Here is a 19348-nt window from a genome sequence, read left to right as displayed (position 1 = left end):
ACAGATGTAGATACTGACACAGATACAGATTCTGACAGCGATACAGATACAGATACAGACACTGACACAGACACAGACACTGATACAGACACTGATACAGATTCTGACAGCGATACAGATACAGATACTGACACAGACACTGATACAGACACTGATACAGATTCTGACAGCGATACAGATACAGATACAGACACTGACACAGATACTGACACAGATACTGATGCGGATTCAGATACTGACACTGACAGCGACACAGACACAGATACTGATGCGGATTCAGATACTGACACTGACAGCGACACAGACACAGACACTGATACAGACACTGATACAGATTCTGACAGCGACACAGACACAGATGTAGATACTGATACAGACACTGACACAGATACTGACACAGATGATGATGACACAGAAGCACCAGATAGCTCTAAATTAGAAATCACTGATATAGTAGATGAAAAAGGTAATCACAAAGAGATTACAATGCACGGTAAAGGTGCTGAACCAGGAAACACTGTAAATATCTACGATGAAGATGGTGAAGTAGTAGCGAGTGCTGAAGTTCAAGACGATGGTTCATGGTCTGCGGATATCTCAAATCTTGACGGTACACCTGTAAATGATAACGAGTTCTTTAGTGTAAGTGAAACGGATTCAGCTGGTAATGAAACAGCACAAGTTGATACTACTCACTTTAATGCATTTAACTGGAAAGATGCTGAAACAGAAAGTACTGATGACTTTAATATGGCAGGAACTGGTAAAGATACTATATCTGTAAATGACAATGATGATAACGACTTTGTTGTGATTGATGGTGGAAATGGAAAAGATACAGCTGTATTTGATGGTAACTTTGATGACTACACAATCACTAAAGACGAAGATGGAAATATCATTGTAACTGAAAATGTATCTTCAGATAGTGATGGAGACGGTATAGGTGATGTTAACGAGTTAAGAAATATTGAAACTCTTGAATTTGCTGATGGCCAATATGATGTTAAAGATCTTGACTTTGGTGATGATGTAGATGACAAGTCAGACAAATCTGACAAGTCAGACAAGTCTGATAAGTCTGATAAGTCTGATAAGTCTGATAAGTCTGATAAGTCTGATAAGTCTGATAAGTCTGATAAGTCTGATAAAGACGACAATGAAAATGCACCAAGCAAAGATGAGAAAGATGATAACTCTGATGCAAACGGTAAAGGTGGAAACAAACACGACCGTGAAGACAAAGACAGTGATGCACAAGAAAATGCAGAAAACAAAAAATCAGATGATGAATCAGATGGTGATTTATGTGGACTAGCTGACCATGGTGAAGGTGGTTTCGCAGGTATGTTTGGCGGTATGATGGATGCTGCTAAAGATGCAATGTCAAATATGGGTGATAAATCTGATGGAGACGATTCTTTAGATATAGGTGGTATCTTAGATGGTGATTCTGCTGAAGATTCAGAACTTTCTTCTATGCTGGATTCTGCAACTAAGAAAGATGAGTCAAAAGATGACTCTCATGAACAAGGACATGGTAAAGGTCACCAAGTTAGAAATCAATTCAAACTAGGTGATTTTGATCCTGAAGAAAGCTCATCTAGCGATAGTTGTGATAAAGACTACGAAAGAGGTGATAGCGGTACTGATATGATGGATGAACACAATATAGATCCAGATATCTGTTAGATTTAAGTCTGCTTTTTTAGCAGGCTTTTAAAACAAAGTTGCATATATGATAAAATGGTTTATAGAAAATTATTCGGAATATGTAACTCAAATGAGAGAATGTTCTTATCATTCAAATAACTACACAAACCTGCATCATCTAGAAGGTGATGTTTGGTCTCACACAATGCTTTCTTTTTCAAAGGGTTTAAACTTTGAAGTATCAAAAGTTATTTTATTGTCATTGTTTTTTCATGATATAGGTAGAATAAAAACTCGTCATATCAATAAAGATGGTTCGCTTTCGTTTGGCGATTTTGAAGGTGTGTCTTGTTTTATTGCAGTTGAAATGTTAAATAAACTAGATTTATCGGAGAATGAAAAAGTAAAGATACTAAAGATAATAATGTATCAGTACAATGTAATTGATTTTGTAAAATATGATGATATATCATGGGAAAAGTTTGTTGAAAAATATAAGTATGATGAAGAGTTAGTTAAGGACTTGTTTTCTTATGTAAAATGCGATTTGTTTGGTCGTTTTATAGATAAAAGTAAGGCGAAGTATTATAATCTTAACAAAATTCTTACATATGAAAAAAAAGCTTCTAGTTTAAATATTCAGATTCCACAAAAAGATATTGCTAAAAAAGATGTTTATATACTTGTAGGTTTACCGTGTGCAGGAAAAAGTACATGGATAGAGCAAAATTTTCCAAACTCTCATGTAATTAGCAGGGATGATACTGTAAGTGAAATAGGAAAAAGACACAATGTTTATACTTATGATGAATCTTCGTACCTTGAAGATACAAATGAAGATATTTCAAGAGAAGTAGATGCTCTTTATAATCAACTTATAAAAGAAAGTTTTGAAATAAATCTACCTGTAATAATAGATAATACAAGTGTTACAATAAGCAAGCGTAAAAAATGGATAGATAAGTATAAAGATACACATAATGTATATGCAGTAGTTTTTTTGAAGTCTTACCAACAAGTTATAGATTGTAACACAAAACGTACTAAATCTGAAAATAAAACAGTAGATCATGAAACTATTTTAAAACAGATGATTAATTTTAGAATTCCAATGTTAAATGAAGGCTTCTGTGAAGTAAAATATGTTTTTAATTAGTCAATAAGTTTATAGAAATCAAGAATCTCTTTGTTATTACTTGGACATGTTTTTGTCATAGTATTCTGTAAAGCTTTAAAAATAAAAGGGTTATTCTTAGGACTTTTTTGATCTTTTTCAAGCCAGTTCATTTTTTTATAATTAAATTTTTTCTCAATCTTTTCATCTTGTAAAGAGAGCTCTTTTAAAAATACTTTAATAAAATTATCTTTTTTGCAAATCTCATCAAAACGTTTAAAGTATGAGGCATTTTTATATTTTTGTAAGAGCATAACATTTAATTCATAAGTATTAGAAGGTAACCTAATGCTCTTTGTTGTTTTATTTCGCATTAATTCTTCTAAAAGCCTCGCAATTCCCTCTGTAACCCATCTATTTTTTATTTTTGTGTATCCGTTTTGATATATATGAATTAATTCGTGTAAAGGTGTTAGATTTGTTTTTGATAACTTATTAGACAGTGACATGCTTATAGAAGAAGAGTTGTTTTTAAAAAATTTGTAGTCATATTTTATTATTGCGTCACCTGCAAGTCCATTATTGTTTAAACTAAGAATATGTACATCTATATAGCTTGCTTTATTTTTGTAGTTTTTGTTTAGCAATGGTTCAATGAAGTTTTTTTCATTTACAAGCATTTTATTTCCAGTACTTAATTGATCAGCTATATTATCAATATAATCAGGCACATTATTGTTATTGAGATCTCTATAATGTATAAGTTTATTTTTCCCTGATAAAGAATAAAAGATTCTAAAAGGCTTTTCAATGTAGAAATGTTCTAAACTTTCTCTATCAGTTTTCCAGTTTGCGTAAAGAAAGCTAGAAAGTAAAGAAATGATAATAAGATATTTCATTTTATATGACTTTATATAGCCTAGAAAAAAAACAAGCCGCATGTTGGACAGAATCAACTCTAACCCACTGACGTGTCAGTTTAAATCTAAAGCTGTGAAGTGCTTTGTTCGGCTCTATATGCGCATAGGTTGAAACTTCATCATGAAAAGTTTTCATAAGCCCTTTTGCACTTAAGTGCATGTTATCCATAACCCATTTTGCTTTGTTTTCATCTTTTAAATATTTGGCTAAATAGTATGCACTTACAACACCCTCGCATCTGGAAGCATCATGATATACATGATCACCGTATTCATAAAAGAAACCACCTATGTAGTCTTTGTTGTTAGCAAGTGTATTTTGTTCTGTATACATATGATCAAACATAGCTTTTGTATCGTTAAAAACGAAGTCAATATAGCTTTGCTTTTTAAGTCCTTCAACTTTAACCCATTCTTCGATCGCTTGCATAAGCCATGCATCTGCTGGAAGCGGATCAAACATATAGTCGTATTTTATAGGGCGTATATCTACTAAAAAATCTAGTGCCATTTCAGATTTTTTTCGAATATCTTCTTGAAGTTTATTATCTATATCTTTTATATGAAGATAATACAATGCAAGACCAAGAAGAGCTTCACCTGGATAGTAAAAAGAGAAGAGCTCTTTTTTATCATCTTCACTTACTTTTGTAAGAGCTTTAGAGTTATTAAATTTTGGATGTATATAGTATCCGATCATCTCTCCATCAGGCTCTATACGGCTTAATATATGTCTTACCAGTCCATCGATCTCTTTGCGGTACACTTCACTACCTGTATGGATATAATAATGCATTAGTGCAACAAGTCCTATACCTGCACCGCCAAGCTTAGATTTTTTGTTAAAAAAAGGGTAGCAGGCATATTGCTTTTTATATTTGTGTTCTCTAAATGTTGAGATTAAAAAACCTAAAGAATCTTTTGCTTTGTCTAAATAAAGTTGCTTTTTTGTAAGCTCATAACCTCTAAGAAGAGATATAGTACCACCACTATGGCGTAAAATATTATTGTAAAGCGGATCTATCATATTTGGGTGCATATCATCTATTATTGTATTTTTATATGGGTCATAGTAGTATAAAAAACTCCCATCATCATTCATGTTTTCTACTAGCCAGTCTATACTTTTTAAGGTTTTATCCAAAATAATGTCTTTACTAAATTCAACGGGAGTAGGGTACCCTCTTTCTAATAGATAAACATTTTTAGAGTCACTTAAATATGCAAGAGATTCTATAAGAGTGTAATCAATATTCTCTCTACGCATAATATGCACACGCTCACTTATTTTATTTGTTCTTTTTGATATTCCACATTGCTTTGAGAGATAATTTAAAAGTTGTTTTACGCTCATAATTGATTTAGTATAACCATCAGTCGGCATAAAAAAACGTGTTTGTCCTTCATAAATATACTTTAAACCGTTAACACCAGGTTCAAATCTATTTGGAGATTTCATACGCATAGTTGTAAGGTTTCTAATATTGCATGGGTACTCTTTAGTTACAATCTCAAAAAGTATGAAACAACTACTTAAATCGAAGTTTTTTATATATGGGTTAAGTTTTAGTTTACTGACAATTCTTTGTATTGTTAGGCTCAGTGTATCTCTTCTTGAACCCCACCTTATTGATTTGTTACCATCTTGAAAAAGTGTAATATATATTTGAGTATAATTTTTGTCATATTCAAAAGGCAGTGTGATGTTTTCTACATCTATAGCAGAATTTGTTAAAAAAGAATCTCTAATCTGCTCTAAAAGAGTTAGAATATTTTTATCCATTTATTTTAATAAAAGCACCAAAGAAATTCTGTCGTTTACGTGAAGTTTTGAAAATATTGAACTGATATGAGCTTTAACAGTTCTTGTAGTGATGTCTAATTCATTCGCTATTGCATCATTTGTAAAACCATCAAGAACTAATAAGACTACATCTTTTTCTTTATCTGTAAGTCTTGAATCTATAAGCTCTTGAGCATCTTTATTAAGTGGAGCTTTTCTTGTTGACTTTACTAAAGCTGCCGTAAGATCTGGGTATGTCCAGGTATTGTCATTTGAGACCGTATCTATTAACTGAGTAAAGTGTTTAGCAAGCATTTTAGAATTACCATACGCTCTAATACCGTTTTTAATAAGGATTTTACCTGTAGCAATAGCAGGTGATCTCTCTAAAACAACCGTATAGTTAGGTAGCTTTTTTGAAGATATGAGAGTATTTAAACTATTAGCTACACTATCATAGTCACATACTAATATAAACTTCTCTAGATTAGAAATTTCATTTTCATAAGACTCTAAATCATAACACTCTGATGCTGCATCTAAGCTGTATTTTTCAATCCATTCATTTATAGTATTAGTATCTGAGCTAAATAAAATTATCTTCATCATTTACCTTTCAGAAAAAACATATTGTTTAGACTTTAATATCGGCTTTAAAATATATTGCATAACAGTTTTCTTACCAGTTACAATATCTACATTTACAGTCATACCCGGAATAATTTTCATAGGGTTTTCTTTAGTTCCTAAATAATTTTTTTCCGTTTCTATATATATAAGATAAAAAGTATTGTCTTCTTTATCTGTAATAGTATCAGGAGAAATATTTACAACTTTTCCAATTAGACCACCGTGAATTGCATAATCGTAAGCTGAGATTTTAACTTTTGCTTCTGCTCCAGGGTGAATAAATGCTATGTCACTAGGCTTTATTTTAACCTCTAAATAAAGTTTTTCGTTTGTCGGTACTATTTCTACCAGATCTGCACCAGGTTTTATAACACCGCCTAAAGTGTTTACATATAGTTTTTGAACAATACCGTCTACCGGTGAAGTAACAATAGTTCTTTGTACCTCGTCACTATATGCAACTTGTTGAGTTTTTAACCTTAACAGTTCAGCACTAACTTCGTTAAGCTCTTTTTTAGCGGTATTTATAAACAGCTGCTTATTTTCTATTCGTTTTTGTCTAGCTTCTCTAATGGCAGCTTTTAGTCTTGGCAGTGAAAGTTTGGCAGCTTCAATATCATTTTCAATTCCGTTGGCTTCACGTTTTAGTTTTAAAAAGTCAACTTTACTTTTAACACCTTGTCTTACCATTGGTGCTGTCATCTCTATTTCTTGAGATACATATTCTAAAGATTTAGATAGTGACTTGATATTTGCTGCGGCTTCTTTGTATTCTTGCTTTTTTTGTTCAACTTGTTGTAAAAGAGCATTGTCTTTTGCCATAAACTCTATTTTGTTTGATCTATATAGATCTTTGGCCATTTTTATATGTTTTACAAGCTCCGGATTGTCAGTTTCTTCACTTATAAACTCAGTTTGATTCGCTTGAGCTTCTAGGCGGTATTTTTTAGCTAAAAGTTCTTCATATTTAATTTTATTTGTTTCTGATTTTGAGATCGATTGGGCATTGTTGATCTTTAAAATCACATCACCTTTTTTGATCATCTGGCCCTCATGAACTAAGATTGATTCAACTATACCACCTTCAAGGTTTTGTATTTTTTGGTTTTGTCCATAAGGTACTACGTCTCCATCGCCACGTGTAATTTCATCTATCTCTGCCAAAGATGCCCAAATAACTGCAAGCAGTATGGTTACCAACCATATTTTTATAACACGACTTACTTTTGTCGGGGTCTGTTCAAGTATAGCAGAGCTAAGACTCTGCATAAATTCAAAGTCTTTATTGTTGTACTCTATAGGTTGTTTATTATTTCTGCTCAACTTTTTTACCTCCCCCTTGTAGTTTTAGTAATGCTTCCTCTTTTGGAGCATCGATAAAGAGCTTACCTTCATTCATAACTATTACTCTTTCTACAATTCTAAGTAGTGCCATTTTTTGTGTAACTAAAATTGATGTTTTCTCTTTAAGGTTTTCTTCTAATTTGTCAAGTAATTTTGCTTCTGTAATTTGGTCCATAGCATTACTAGGCTCATCCATAAGCATAATCGGTGCATCAAGTAAAAATGCACGGGCAATACCTATACTTTGTCTTTGTCCACCTGAGAGACCTTGTCCACGCTCACCAACTGGCATCTCATAACCTTGAGGGTGTTTTTTTATAAACTCTGATGTTCCACTTATCTCAGCTGCTCTAATCATGGATACATCACTAGCATGTGATGCTCTAAAAATAATATTGTCTTTAACAGTACCACGAAATAGCATTACATCTTGAGATACATAACCCATATTTTTTCTAAGATCAGCCGGATCAATCTGTTTTATATCTATACCATCTATTAATATTTGACCAGAATCAGGCTCATAGAGTCCAAGTAATAGTTTTTGAATAGTACTTTTACCACTACCGATACGACCAATGAAGGCAACTTTTTCACCAGGCTGAATCTCAAATGAAACGTTTTTAAGTGCAGGAATCTCAGTATGAGGGTATGTAAACGTTACATCTACGAACTCAATATGACCACTGAATTCAGGTCTCTCAACAAATTTTTTACCGCTTGGACGCTCAGCAGGTTTTGATAAAATTTCATTTAGTGTCTCATAAGATGTTTTAGTATCTTCATAGTTTGTTAAAAGTGCTGCCACTTGTCCCATTGGTGCCAGTGTACGTGATGTTAAAATTACAATTGCAATCAATCCACCCATAGATAGTTCAAAATCTTGTATTAGATAAACACCGTATATAATGATCATGACCGTATTTAACTGAATTAGAAGCTGAGTGATCGTCGGAATAGACGATGATAAAAGACGTGATCTTAGACTTCTTTGTGCTATCTCACCAGTAGACTCTTCCCATTTGTACTGAACTTGGTTTAAAGTACCTAGTGTTTTGAGGGTCTCTATATTGTTTAAAGTCTCAATTAGTATGGAGTTCTTTTTAGCACTAGCCTCATGTGTACTTTCAATACTCTTTTTTAGAGGGTTTTTAATTAAAAATGCATATAGTAAAATAAGTCCCATAGTAAGCATAGGTATTAAAACTATACTCCCTCCAATATATAAAATAACAAGTAAAAATATAATTGTAAATGGTAGATCGACAACAGCTGCCATAGTGGCATTTGTTAAAAAGCTTCTGATAGAATCAAAATCTTTTAAGTTAGATGAAAATGAACCAACCGAAGCAGGGTGGTGAGCCATTTTTAAATCTAATACTTTTTCAAATATAATAGAGGACATAATTATGTCACTCTTTTTAGCAGCACTCTCTAGTAAGAAGGAACGTGTAAATTTGAGTGAAGTGTCTATAATATATACTATTGCCACACCGATAGCAAAAACCCATAAAGTTTCAATTGCATTATTTGGTATAACTCTGTCGTAAACATTCATCGTAAATAAAGGTGCCGCAAGTACAAACATATTGATTAGTAAAGAAGCATACAGTACATCTTTATATATTGGAAGTGAAAGTTTTAACGTGCTCCAAAACCAATGCTTTTGTGTTAAATGAAGGGTCCGGGAATTATCATCTGTATATTCATATGCTTTTTTTACCATAAAACCAAAGCCGATATACTCATCCTCAAGTACATCTATATCTACCCATTGCTCAACAGCATCTTCACCCGGCATAATAATTTTTGCCTGCTCATCATCCTCGCTGAATTTTTCTAAAATACATGCAGTTTGGTTTGAGAGCAAAATGATCATTGGTAACTGTAAAGGTGAAATCTGTGATAGAGGACGGTTGGTTAGTGATGACTTTAGTCCTGCACGTTCAGCTGCACGAGAGAATAAACCTTTTGCATTATTAATGGAAAAAAGTTCAGGTGTCTCATGCCCAGGTTCTGTTGGAAGCCCAGCCGATAGGGCTTCAGCTGAAAATGGTTTATGATAGAGTTTTGTAAATAGTACTAAACAATCTAAGAGGGAATCCATTCTTAGATTTTCAGCTTCTGCTATTAGCATTATTTTCCTTTAGTAACTTATTGCTTGTGTAGTTTTTTAACTACTATATCAGCACGATTGTTTTTATCAATTGATTCGTCTGACTCTCTACTATACATAGGTGCTTTATCAGAGTTTGCATGAATAGTTATGTTTTCCTCTTTTGCACCAGCTTGGATCAACATATCTCTTACATATATCGCTCTTTGTTTTGAAAGCTCAAGTTTGTCAACATCACTCATCTCTTCATCATCAACATTACCCATAACATCAAATTTTAGATAGCTAAACCCATATGGTGTTAATTGTTTAACAAGCCCATCTAGTTTTAAAGAACCTTCTTCACTTAGTGAAGCGGCGTTGTCACTATCGGTATCATTGAAGTAAAAACCTGAATATCTCTCAATCTTAGCAGTGTCTTCAAATGTGAATTTACATCCGTAAATATTTCTCATCTCATTTTTTAAAGAGTTGCTACATAGATCGTATTCATCAACTACTAAATCTAAATCTTTGTCATAATGTACAGGTAGCGTATCCATATTTTCAGGTGCCTGACCTAACAGTCCAACTTTAGAATATACTATATCAGTATCTCCAAGAACAGTTTGAACAAGTGTTCCCATAGCATCTAGAATTCTATATTTTGCAAATAACATTGCATATTCTGTATTTATTATTTGTTGTTTTGCACTTATAAAATCACTTTGAGCAGAAAGCAGATCAAGTAATGAACGACGACCTAAATCATATTCTTTTGAATAAAGTGTTAATGTTTTAAGTGCGAACTTTTTATATTCATTCAGATGTTCTAGCTGATCACCTAGTTTTTCATTAGCAGCCCAAGAAAGGTTCATCCCCTCTAAGACTTGTCTTCTCAGATCATTTTTACTTTCAATCTCTTGATGTATCTTTGAAACGTTTTGTTGGATCGATGCTTTGTCTGAAAAACCGTTAAAGAAGTTATATTTGAGATAAGCCATAGCGCTAAGTCTTTCATCTTTACCCTCTGTACCTGAAAGATTTTTATTCATTTGCTGAGATATTTCAATATCTAATGATGGATAGTATGAAGATTTTGACTCTTTATATTGAGACTGTGCCATTTTAACATTATAAGCAGCTACCAAAAGGGAAGGGTTGTTTTTTAAAGCATATTGTGCAGCATCTTCTAATGATCCTGGAAGAGCCACGTTTAGTACAGGTTTACTCATTTTTTCAACATCTAAATAACGTCCCAATACCCTTTGCATATTATATGTAACATCTAAAAGAGTGTTTTCCTGAACTACATAGTTAGACTTTGCCAAAGATAATGATGATTCTATTTTATTTACTTCAGATAATGTTGTTAAACCAGCATCATATAGTTTTTGAACTTTTTTAAATATCTCTTCATTAATGTCTACATTTGCCTGTGCATTTTCAAGAAGATCTCGATTACGCATAACTTGCAGATAAGTGTCTACCATTTTAAAAGCCATATCATTTGCATTTTCTATATAGCTATATGCTGCAGATACAGTAGCATGTTCTTGTGTATCAATTTGGTGTGTTGTAGAAAAGCCGTTAAAAATATTCTGAGTGTATGTAAGTGAATTTTGATATACACTAAAACTTGTACTATCTTTAAGATTACCACTTTCTCTTAATGTAGTTGTTCCTGCATAATCAGTTCTTTTTTGGTTTTTCTCAATACCGATACCAATAGAAAGATCTAGTGTCGGATAATATCCTGCTTTTGCTATAGCTATATCTTCTTTAGTAACGTTATAGTTTTTTAAACGCTCAAGTACAGTTGGGTTTGTCTCTATTACTTCTGCTACACTCGTTTTCATATCTTGTGCTAAAAGTGTAGAAGCTACACCTAAAGCTAAGAAGATTGATTTTTTATTCATTGCTTCCCTTTCCTTGTTATTGAAGAAGTTCAACTTCTATGCGGCGGTTTAGTGCACGGCCTTCTTTAGTTGCATTGTCACCTATTGGATTTAACTCACCTTTACCTATAGCAGTAAGTCTGGTTTCACTAATGCCATAACGTGTTAGTGCTTCTTTTACAGAGTTCGCTCTGTTTTGAGATAAAGTTTTATTTGCTGCTGCTTTTCCTAAACTGTCAGTATATCCATATATAATTACATCGTAACCTTTGTTTTCTTTTAGGAACAACGCAAAATTTTGAAGATCATCAATCAGTTTTTGATCTATATCCCATCTTCCTGATTTAAAAGTAACGTTAATAGTTGCTGTTTGAGGACATCCGTAACCATCAACCACAAAATCTTTAGATGTATCAGGACACTGATCTTTTGAATCAGGTATACCATCATCATCACTATCTAACTCACAACCTCTGTAGTCTACTTTTTGTCCTTCAAGGGTATTTGGACATTTATCATCAGCATCAGGTACACCGTCTTTATCTGCATCAGGTTTGATCAGACAACCAAATTCATCAACTTCTTCACCGTCTTTAGTATTAGGACATCTGTCAACTTCATCCAAAACACCGTCACCGTCTTTATCAGTAGATTCAAGTTCAGCGATTTTTTCAACAGGTGCTTCTTCAATTGCAATAGGTTTAACAAATTGGTATTCACTTACGACTTCATTTGCTTGTGTTATCTCCTCTGCAGTTAAAGGCAGAGTTAATAATAAAGCGATTAAAAAGCTTGCTTTAGTTTTCATATTTTTAATTTCCCTATTAATTATTTTTTTTAAGTTAAAGATGGTTAAATTATATCTATAATCGGCGAAATTGCAAAGCTTTTTATGTTATAATCGCGAAATTTGTATAGAAAATGCATAACAAAAATGTGATATAAATGGTTAATTTTTTTAAGTTTTTATAAAATTACTTAAATATGATTTTTTATCACAAAAATGTAATAAATGGGCAAAATAGACAATGAAGCATTCAGAAGTTGAAAAAATTTTAAATAATAAAGATAATTTGTTAACTCAGACATATTTTGAACTTCAAGAATTTTTTGAAAATAAATATGGCACAGATACTGTAGTATTTATGGAGATTGGTACTTTTTTTGAAGTATATGAAGTAAATAACGACGATGTACAGATCGGTAAAGCAAAAGAGATAGCTGAACTTCTAAATATTCAACTTACCAAAAAAAATAAAAACATAGTAGAAAACTCTGAAAAAAATCCACTTTTAGCCGGTGTGCCTGCTGTTTCATTTGAAAGGTATTTATCCCGCCTAATAAGTGAGCAAAAATATACGATTATAGTTGTAAAACAAAAGGGAAATCCACCTAAAATATCTCGTTATATTTCACAAATAGTATCACCTGGGACTAATTTTGATTATATTGTAGATAATGATGATAACTATATAGTATCGCTTTTAATTGATAAACATCGTGATATATATACGGTTGGTTATTCAGCTATAGACGTAACAACCGGAAAAACATGGCTGTATGAAACACACGGTACCAGTGAAGACCCGTCTTATGCATTAGATGAGATATTTAACCTTTTGAATGTATATAGAACAAGTGAGATTGTTATAACATTTTTAGATGGTATAGATGATCAGCGCCATGTTATGCAGTACCTGGAGATCTCTGAACATTACCACTATAGTGTAAACAACAATAGGGTTAAAATAGATTTTCAAAATGAACTTTTTAAAGAGGTTTATCAGATACAGTCTCTTTTATCACCAATCGAGCATTTAGATCTAGAACGCTCACCAATGATTACAGAGTCTTTGGCTATTTTAATTAACTTTGTAATAGAGCATGATTATCATATAGTTCAAAAACTATCAATGCCAAAAACTATTGACAACCGACGTTTTATGTATCTTGGAAATAATGCGCTTGAGCAGATGGGGATCATCTCTAAAGATAGACGTGAGTTTACACTTCTAAAGATGATGGACAAAAGCTCAACGGCAATAGGGCGACGTCTGTTAAAAGAGAGACTACTAAATCCTATAATGGAGCGTGAAGAGTTAGAACGTAGATATAATTTGATCGACAGAGTAAATTCACATGTGAGATTTTTGGATGAAACTATGCGTGGAATATATGATCTTGAAAGGCTTGCAAGAAGACTAAATCTAAGTAGACTTCACCCTTTTGAGATGAACCATATATATGATTCTGTTTTATGTGTAAAAGAGTTGATGGCTTATGTTAAAAAGCATAAGATTCAAAAAACACCTTTTTCCGAATTTGAGATAGATGAGTTCTTACGAGATATTGAAAAAAGTATAGATTTGGACGTATCACGCCGTTTTACAAATGCAACGGTAGATGAGAATTTTTTAATGAACGGAGTTGATGAAGCGATCGACACGCTCGTAAAAGAAAATTCTGTAATGCTTATAGCTTTTGATGATATTATGTCTAAAATAGAGGGGATGTTAAAAGAAGCAAATGCATCTAGTTCAAATCGTCTTGTAACTTTGGGACTTTTAGAGAAAGAGGGTTATTATATTTCACTCTCAAAAACACGTTTTTCTATGATCGAGACTGAATTTAAAAAAGATGAAGAGTTTAGTAAATTTAATGTAAAAAAACTTACAAATAATGTAAAAATAAGTTCTGAATTTACAGATAACTTATCTGACCAGATAATGAAAAACAGACGTAAGATTATCTCTCTTGTAAAAGAAAGATACATTCAGCTTCAAAGTTTGTATGAGCGCCGTTATGCACTTTTATTTGATCGTATAATATCGTATGTAGCTGACTTGGATGTTGGTGTGAGTTCATCAAAAGTAGCACAAGATTATAACCATGCCCGCCCTATGATAGTAGATGTAAAGGATGATGAGAATTTTATGCAGTTAATGCAGCTTCGTCACCCACTTATTGAGCTTCAAGAAAGAGGCGGACTTTATGTGCCAAACGATGTAGTTATGGGAAATAGGGATTATTTGGATCTTCCACACCCGACAACGGTTATGCTTGACGTGAGTGTACACGACGGACATGATGTTAACGGTGTACTGTTATACGGTATAAACTCTAGCGGTAAAAGTTCATTGATGAAAAGTATAGGTATTGCTGTACTTATGGCTCAAAGCGGATTTTTTGTCTCGGCTTCAGTAATGAAGTTTTCTTTGTTTGATTCACTTTTCACGCGTATAGTATCTAAGGATAATTTGGCAAAGGGACTTTCAACTTTTGCGGTAGAGATGCTTGAGATGAAAAACATATTTAATCGTGCAACACTGCGATCACTTGTTTTGGGTGATGAGATTAGTCACGGTACAGAGACACTATCAGGTGTATCTATAGTAGCGTCTGCAATAATGAAGCTGGCTAAAATCCGCTCACTTTTCTTATTTGCAACACACCTTCATCAACTCTCAACCATGAAAGAGATTACTTCACTTGATAATGTAGTAGATCTGCATCTGAGTGTGGAATATGATGAAGAAAAAGATGCCCTTGTATTTAACAGGGTATTGCAGTCTGGAAGCGGTAGCAGTATATACGGACTTGAATTTGCAAAATCTTTACATATGGATGATGAGTTCTTAGATACTGCAAATAAGATCAGAAAACGTCTTGCAAAAGATTTTGACGAGCTTGAACTTCTTGTAAAGAAAAAAACATCTAAATACAATAAAGATTTATACGTTACTAAGTGTGTAATCTGTGGAGCCATGGCAGAAGACGTTCATCATATTAATAACCAAAGTCTTGCAAATCAGGCCGGATTTATCGATCACTTTCATAAAGATTCAAAACATAACTTGGTTCCACTTTGTAAAGATCATCACAGAGAGATACATGATGGAAAAATCCGTGTTGATGGTTTTGTTATGACATCAAACGGACTCGCACTAAAATATGAAGAGCAGATGAAAAAGCCTCTACAGAAGAAAGTTGACGATCCTGAAATAAATGAAAACCAAAAGGTAGAAAAAAAGGAAAACACAGAACCTAAAGGTTTTGTACTAGATGATTGGGATTAAGATTCATTATTTAACGGTATTGATATAGTAAAACAACAACCGTCATTTGTATTTTTAACCCAGATATTACCTTTCATTCTTGACTCTATAATATTTTTTGCTATATATAAACCTATGCCTGTTCCGTTTGCATTGTGCTTGGTTGAAAAATAAGGGTTGAAAATTGACTCAATAATATCACTTTCTATCCCGCCTCCATTATCACAGATTTTTATTATCCCGAAGTTATTTTGAGATGTAATTTGAATATTTATTCTTCCCTCAAAATCATGTTGTTGTTTTCGTTGTAATTTTATCGCATCTTTTGAGTTGTTTAATAAAATTATAATTACCTGTTTAAACTCGTTTTCAACACCTTTAAAATGTATTTTGCTTCCATTGTTAAGAATATATTTAATATTATAATTTTTTAATTGCGCGTCTAATATACCCAAAACATCTTCTATACTGTTTGTAGCTTCAAAGTTGCTCATTGTTTTTTTAGGGTTTAAAAAATCTCTGAAATCATCAATTGTATCTGACATATAGTTTATATTTTTTGAAATAACATCCATTTTTTCATGAAAGTTTTTATCATCAATTTGTCCAAGTGCATATTGAGTTTCCAGATTAACAGTAGCAAGTCCAATTATATTTAAAGGTTGTCTCCATTGATGTGCAATAGACTCAATCATCTCTCCCATTGCAGCTTGACGTGATTGATGGATCATCATTTTTTCTTGGTTTTGCTGTTTTTCTATCTCTTCTTTAACTCTTTTTTCAAGTTTGATATTAAAAGATTCTAATTGCTTTAGATACTCCGCTATATTGATAAACATCTCATTTGCAACATTTGCTATTGTTGAGATCTCGATACTTCTACTAGATTGTAATATTTTTTTCGTAGTTTTTGTTTTTGAATATTCCTTTAGTGCATTGGCTATATTTTTTAGAGCTACCAAATCGTAACGTATATAGAAGAAGACCAGTAAAAAAACTAGAAGAGAAGATAGAAAAGTAGTTGCTAAAATAATTACTATTCTATCATTGAAATGTTGCATATGTTTGTTTGAATAGTAAATATATAGATCAGCTACTTTTGTATTAGAAATAGTATCTAGAATTGTAGTTTTGTGTTCTGATAGTTTATTAAGGCAAATATCGTCTAGACTTTTATTAAAAAGTTCATCTCCGTTTTTAGACAAAAGTTTTATAGACTTAATATCATCGTGTTCAAACATATTGTTTAAAAGTTCATGTAGTTGTTTCTTCTGATCTAAAAAAATATGTATTGAAATTATAGGTTTAAGTGTTTTTAGTGTAATTGTTATTTTTTCTTGTTCAGATTTTTTTATAATCTCTTTAAACTGATAATTACTAAAATAATATATAGGTACGGTGACAATAAAGAAAAAAAGCCAAAAGAAAAATATAAATTTTCCTATAAATGATTTGAACATAAAACTACTCACTTATTTTTAAAAGTTATATGATAACAATTTTTTCCTTGTTTAATATAATTAAATATTTATATTAAATAATTGTATGTATAATGCTACTCTTTAAGAAGGAAATATTATGAAAAAAATTTTTATTTTAACTACTTTATCTTTTGCATTATTTTTTAGCGGGTGTACTCAAGAAACTCAAAATAAAATTGGACGTTCTATCCAAAACTGGACTGGTACAAACGGTGTATTGGATATATATATGGGTGGTAAACTCGTACAAAGATTTATAAAAATAGACAAACTATCAACTGCACAGTCTACTCAAGGAGATGTAGCAAGAAATTATCGTTACGGATATGGAGTGTTGGATGAAAACCAAAACTTTAAAGTAGATCCGGGTGAGAAAAAACTATATTTTGAGATCAGCGATTATGCTACGCCATATATATTTTACGACAATCCAAGAGGTTAATTTTTTATGCAAATATTAGATCTTTTTAAAAAACTTGTAGAATCAAAAAGTGAAACACCGGATGATGGAGGACTTTTAGATTTTATAGAATCTTATCTACCTGGCTTTACTGCAAAAAGAATCGATATAGAGGATACTAAAAATTTATTTATATATAAAAAGTTTGGTGAAGGTGATCATCTATGTTTTGCAGGACATGTAGATGTAGTACCTGCAGGTGAGGGCTGGGATAGTGATCCATATACCTTGACAGAGAAAGACGGTTATCTTTACGGCCGCGGTACTCAAGATATGAAAAGCGGAGTTGCTGCATTTGTACAAGCTGTAAGTGAAACAAAAGAGTTTAACGGGACTCTATCGCTTTTACTAACAAGTGATGAAGAGGGTGAAGCTACATATGGAACTATCAAAGTTCTTGAATATCTTAAAGAGATAGATTTTCTGCCTAATTCTGTAGTAGTAGCAGAACCAACTTGTGAAGATGAATTTGGAGATGCGATCAAAGTTGGACGCCGCGGTTCTATAAACGGATACATTACACTAAAAGGTAAGCAGGGTCATGCGGCATATCCTGAAAAAGCTATTAATCCTATTCATAACATAGCTTCTGTACTACATAATTTAGCAGGTGTAAACATTGATGAGGGTGATGAGTTCTTCAGCCCCTCAAAGTTTGTAGTAACAGACATAAGAAGCGGTATGCAGGTTACAAATGTAACTCCTAATGAGCTTAAAATGATGTTTAATGTACGCAACACTACACTCACTACTCAAAAAGAGGTTCGTGAATTTGTAGATGCACAGCTTAAAGAATTTGATTATGAACTAAAGCTGACACAAGGCTCATACCCTTTTTGTACAGATACAGATACAAAGATTGTAAAAAATATAGGTAATGCTATTAAAGAAGTAACTGGAATTAATCCTAAACACTCAACTGCAGGCGGAACAAGTGATGCCCGCTTTGTCGCTCAGTTTGGCGTAGATGTTATAGAGTTTGGGGTAAAAAATGATACTATACACGCAGTAAATGAAAGAACCTCGGCTAAAGAAGTTGAAGGTTTATACAGAGTGTTTAAAAAACTTATAGAGAATTGGGAGTAAGATGAAAAATATATTAATAGTTTTGTTGTTTGTAAGTTCACTTTTTGCTGAACAGATTGGCGACTTAAATTTTTCAAATGACTATAAAAAGATTATGGCTCAGGCAAAAAAGGAAAACAGGCGTGTATATATGCTTATAACTAGCAGTTCTTGCGGTTGGTGTAGAAAGTTTGAAAATGAAACTCTTACTGACTGGACAGTAGCTGAAAAACTTGAAGACTATCTTCTTTTACATTTAGACAGAGATAAAGATTACCTGCCTTCAACGTATAAATCAAAAAGAGTACCTAGACATTATATATTAACACCTGATGCTCAAGTGATCTATACATTTTTAGGTTATTGGAATGTAGAAGATTTTACTTCTTATTTAAATGATGTAGATTGGCAATATATTGATAAAAAGAAAAAAGGATTAATAAAATGATGAAATTAACTCAAACAGAGAAAGCACCATCAGCAATAGGACCATACTCTCAAGCAGTAGTTGTAAATGGTATGGTATATACTTCAGGTCAAATAGCATTATTACCAGATGGTAGTGAAGATCTTTTAAAAGACGGAGTTGCTCCACAAACAAAACAGGTTTTAGAAAATTTAAAAGCTGTTTTAGAAGCTTCAGGCAGTTCAATGGATAAGGTAATTAAGACTACTATATTTTTATCATGTATGGATGATTTTACAACTGTGAATGGTATGTATGCTGAAGCTTTTGGAGAACATAAGCCTGCTCGCTCAACCGTAGCTGTAAAAACTTTACCAAAAAATGCACTCGTAGAAATTGACGCAATTGCAATAGTGTAATTTTTATAAAACCATAATCTCAATG

At 32.5% G+C, this 19348-nt stretch carries 14 protein-coding genes and 1 pseudogene; 7 read left to right on the top strand and 8 right to left on the bottom strand.

Features of this window, described 5'->3' with window-relative positions; translation table 11 throughout:
• Both ABZA65_RS03490 and ABZA65_RS03485 read left to right on the top strand, forming a co-directional pair.
• A pseudogene (locus tag ABZA65_RS03490) lies at positions 1–1692 on the top strand (cell shape-determining protein MreD); the annotation flags it as partial.
• 46 nt (positions 1693–1738) lie between these two features.
• A complete protein-coding gene (locus ABZA65_RS03485) occupies positions 1739–2809 on the top strand; it encodes an AAA family ATPase (protein ID WP_373070632.1) in 1071 nt (356 codons plus the stop codon).
• Here ABZA65_RS03485 and ABZA65_RS03480 read toward each other — a convergent pair.
• From ABZA65_RS03480 to ABZA65_RS03450, 7 genes are all read right to left on the bottom strand, one after another.
• Complete coding sequence (locus ABZA65_RS03480) at positions 2806–3498, bottom strand: hypothetical protein (RefSeq protein WP_373070630.1); 693 nt, start codon at positions 3496–3498, stop codon at positions 2806–2808. The genes ABZA65_RS03485 and ABZA65_RS03480 overlap by 4 nt on opposite strands.
• Before the next feature lie 169 nt (positions 3499–3667).
• Positions 3668–5470, bottom strand: coding sequence for a protein containing Six-hairpin glycosidase-like domain protein (locus ABZA65_RS03475; protein ID WP_373070628.1), 1803 nt, complete (start codon positions 5468–5470; stop codon positions 3668–3670).
• The gene (locus ABZA65_RS03470; protein ID WP_373070626.1) at positions 5471–6076 is read right to left on the bottom strand and encodes a response regulator transcription factor; all 606 of its coding nucleotides are present in this window, start codon (positions 6074–6076) and stop codon (positions 5471–5473) included. It abuts the gene before it with no gap.
• Positions 6077–6079: 3 nt separating this feature from the next.
• Positions 6080–7423 (bottom strand): HlyD family type I secretion periplasmic adaptor subunit, encoded by a 1344-nt coding sequence (locus tag ABZA65_RS03465; protein ID WP_373070624.1) that lies wholly within the window; start codon positions 7421–7423, stop codon positions 6080–6082.
• Positions 7410–9581 (bottom strand): type I secretion system permease/ATPase, encoded by a 2172-nt coding sequence (locus tag ABZA65_RS03460; protein ID WP_373070622.1) that lies wholly within the window; start codon positions 9579–9581, stop codon positions 7410–7412. Before ABZA65_RS03460 ends, ABZA65_RS03465 begins: the two co-directional genes overlap by 14 nt.
• Before the next feature lie 17 nt (positions 9582–9598).
• Complete coding sequence (locus tag ABZA65_RS03455; RefSeq protein WP_373070620.1) at positions 9599–11458, bottom strand: TolC family outer membrane protein; 1860 nt, start codon at positions 11456–11458, stop codon at positions 9599–9601.
• Positions 11459–11474: 16 nt separating this feature from the next.
• The gene (locus tag ABZA65_RS03450) at positions 11475–12245 is read right to left on the bottom strand and encodes an OmpA family protein (RefSeq protein ID WP_373070618.1); all 771 of its coding nucleotides are present in this window, start codon (positions 12243–12245) and stop codon (positions 11475–11477) included.
• 220 nt (positions 12246–12465) lie between these two features.
• Here ABZA65_RS03450 and ABZA65_RS03445 point away from each other — a divergent pair, with 220 nt between their 5' ends.
• The gene (locus ABZA65_RS03445) at positions 12466–15513 is read left to right on the top strand and encodes an HNH endonuclease (protein ID WP_373070616.1); all 3048 of its coding nucleotides are present in this window, start codon (positions 12466–12468) and stop codon (positions 15511–15513) included.
• On the opposite strand, the gene ABZA65_RS03440 is transcribed toward ABZA65_RS03445, so the two are convergent.
• Positions 15510–16952: a sensor histidine kinase gene (locus tag ABZA65_RS03440; RefSeq protein ID WP_373070614.1), complete on the bottom strand. Its 1443-nt coding sequence runs from the start codon at positions 16950–16952 to the stop codon at positions 15510–15512. The two genes, ABZA65_RS03445 and ABZA65_RS03440, sit on opposite strands and share 4 nt — an antisense overlap.
• 118 nt (positions 16953–17070) lie before the next feature.
• Between ABZA65_RS03440 and ABZA65_RS03435 the strand changes: the two genes are divergently transcribed.
• The 4 genes from ABZA65_RS03435 to ABZA65_RS03420 are packed head-to-tail and all read left to right on the top strand — an operon-like array spanning position 17071 to position 19323.
• The gene (locus ABZA65_RS03435; protein ID WP_373070612.1) at positions 17071–17415 is read left to right on the top strand and encodes a hypothetical protein; all 345 of its coding nucleotides are present in this window, start codon (positions 17071–17073) and stop codon (positions 17413–17415) included.
• A 6-nt stretch (positions 17416–17421) separates the two neighbouring features.
• Positions 17422–18519: a succinyl-diaminopimelate desuccinylase gene (gene dapE / locus ABZA65_RS03430; RefSeq protein ID WP_373070610.1), complete on the top strand. Its 1098-nt coding sequence runs from the start codon at positions 17422–17424 to the stop codon at positions 18517–18519.
• A gap of 1 nt (position 18520) precedes the next feature.
• Positions 18521–18946 carry a thioredoxin family protein gene (locus tag ABZA65_RS03425; RefSeq protein ID WP_373070608.1) on the top strand — a complete coding sequence of 142 codons (426 nt, stop codon included), beginning with the start codon at positions 18521–18523 and terminating at the stop codon, positions 18944–18946.
• Positions 18946–19323, top strand: a complete 378-nt coding sequence (locus tag ABZA65_RS03420; protein ID WP_373070646.1) for a RidA family protein — start codon at positions 18946–18948, stop codon at positions 19321–19323. Before ABZA65_RS03425 ends, ABZA65_RS03420 begins: the two co-directional genes overlap by 1 nt.
• The last annotated feature ends 25 nt before the right edge of the window (positions 19324–19348 follow it).

The sequence above is a fragment of the Sulfurimonas sp. genome (assembly GCF_041583195.1).
Classification (GTDB): domain Bacteria; phylum Campylobacterota; class Campylobacteria; order Campylobacterales; family Sulfurimonadaceae; genus Sulfurimonas.
The sequence above is the reverse complement of the archived record's forward strand: the minus strand, read 5'-3'. Positions and strand labels throughout refer to the sequence as shown.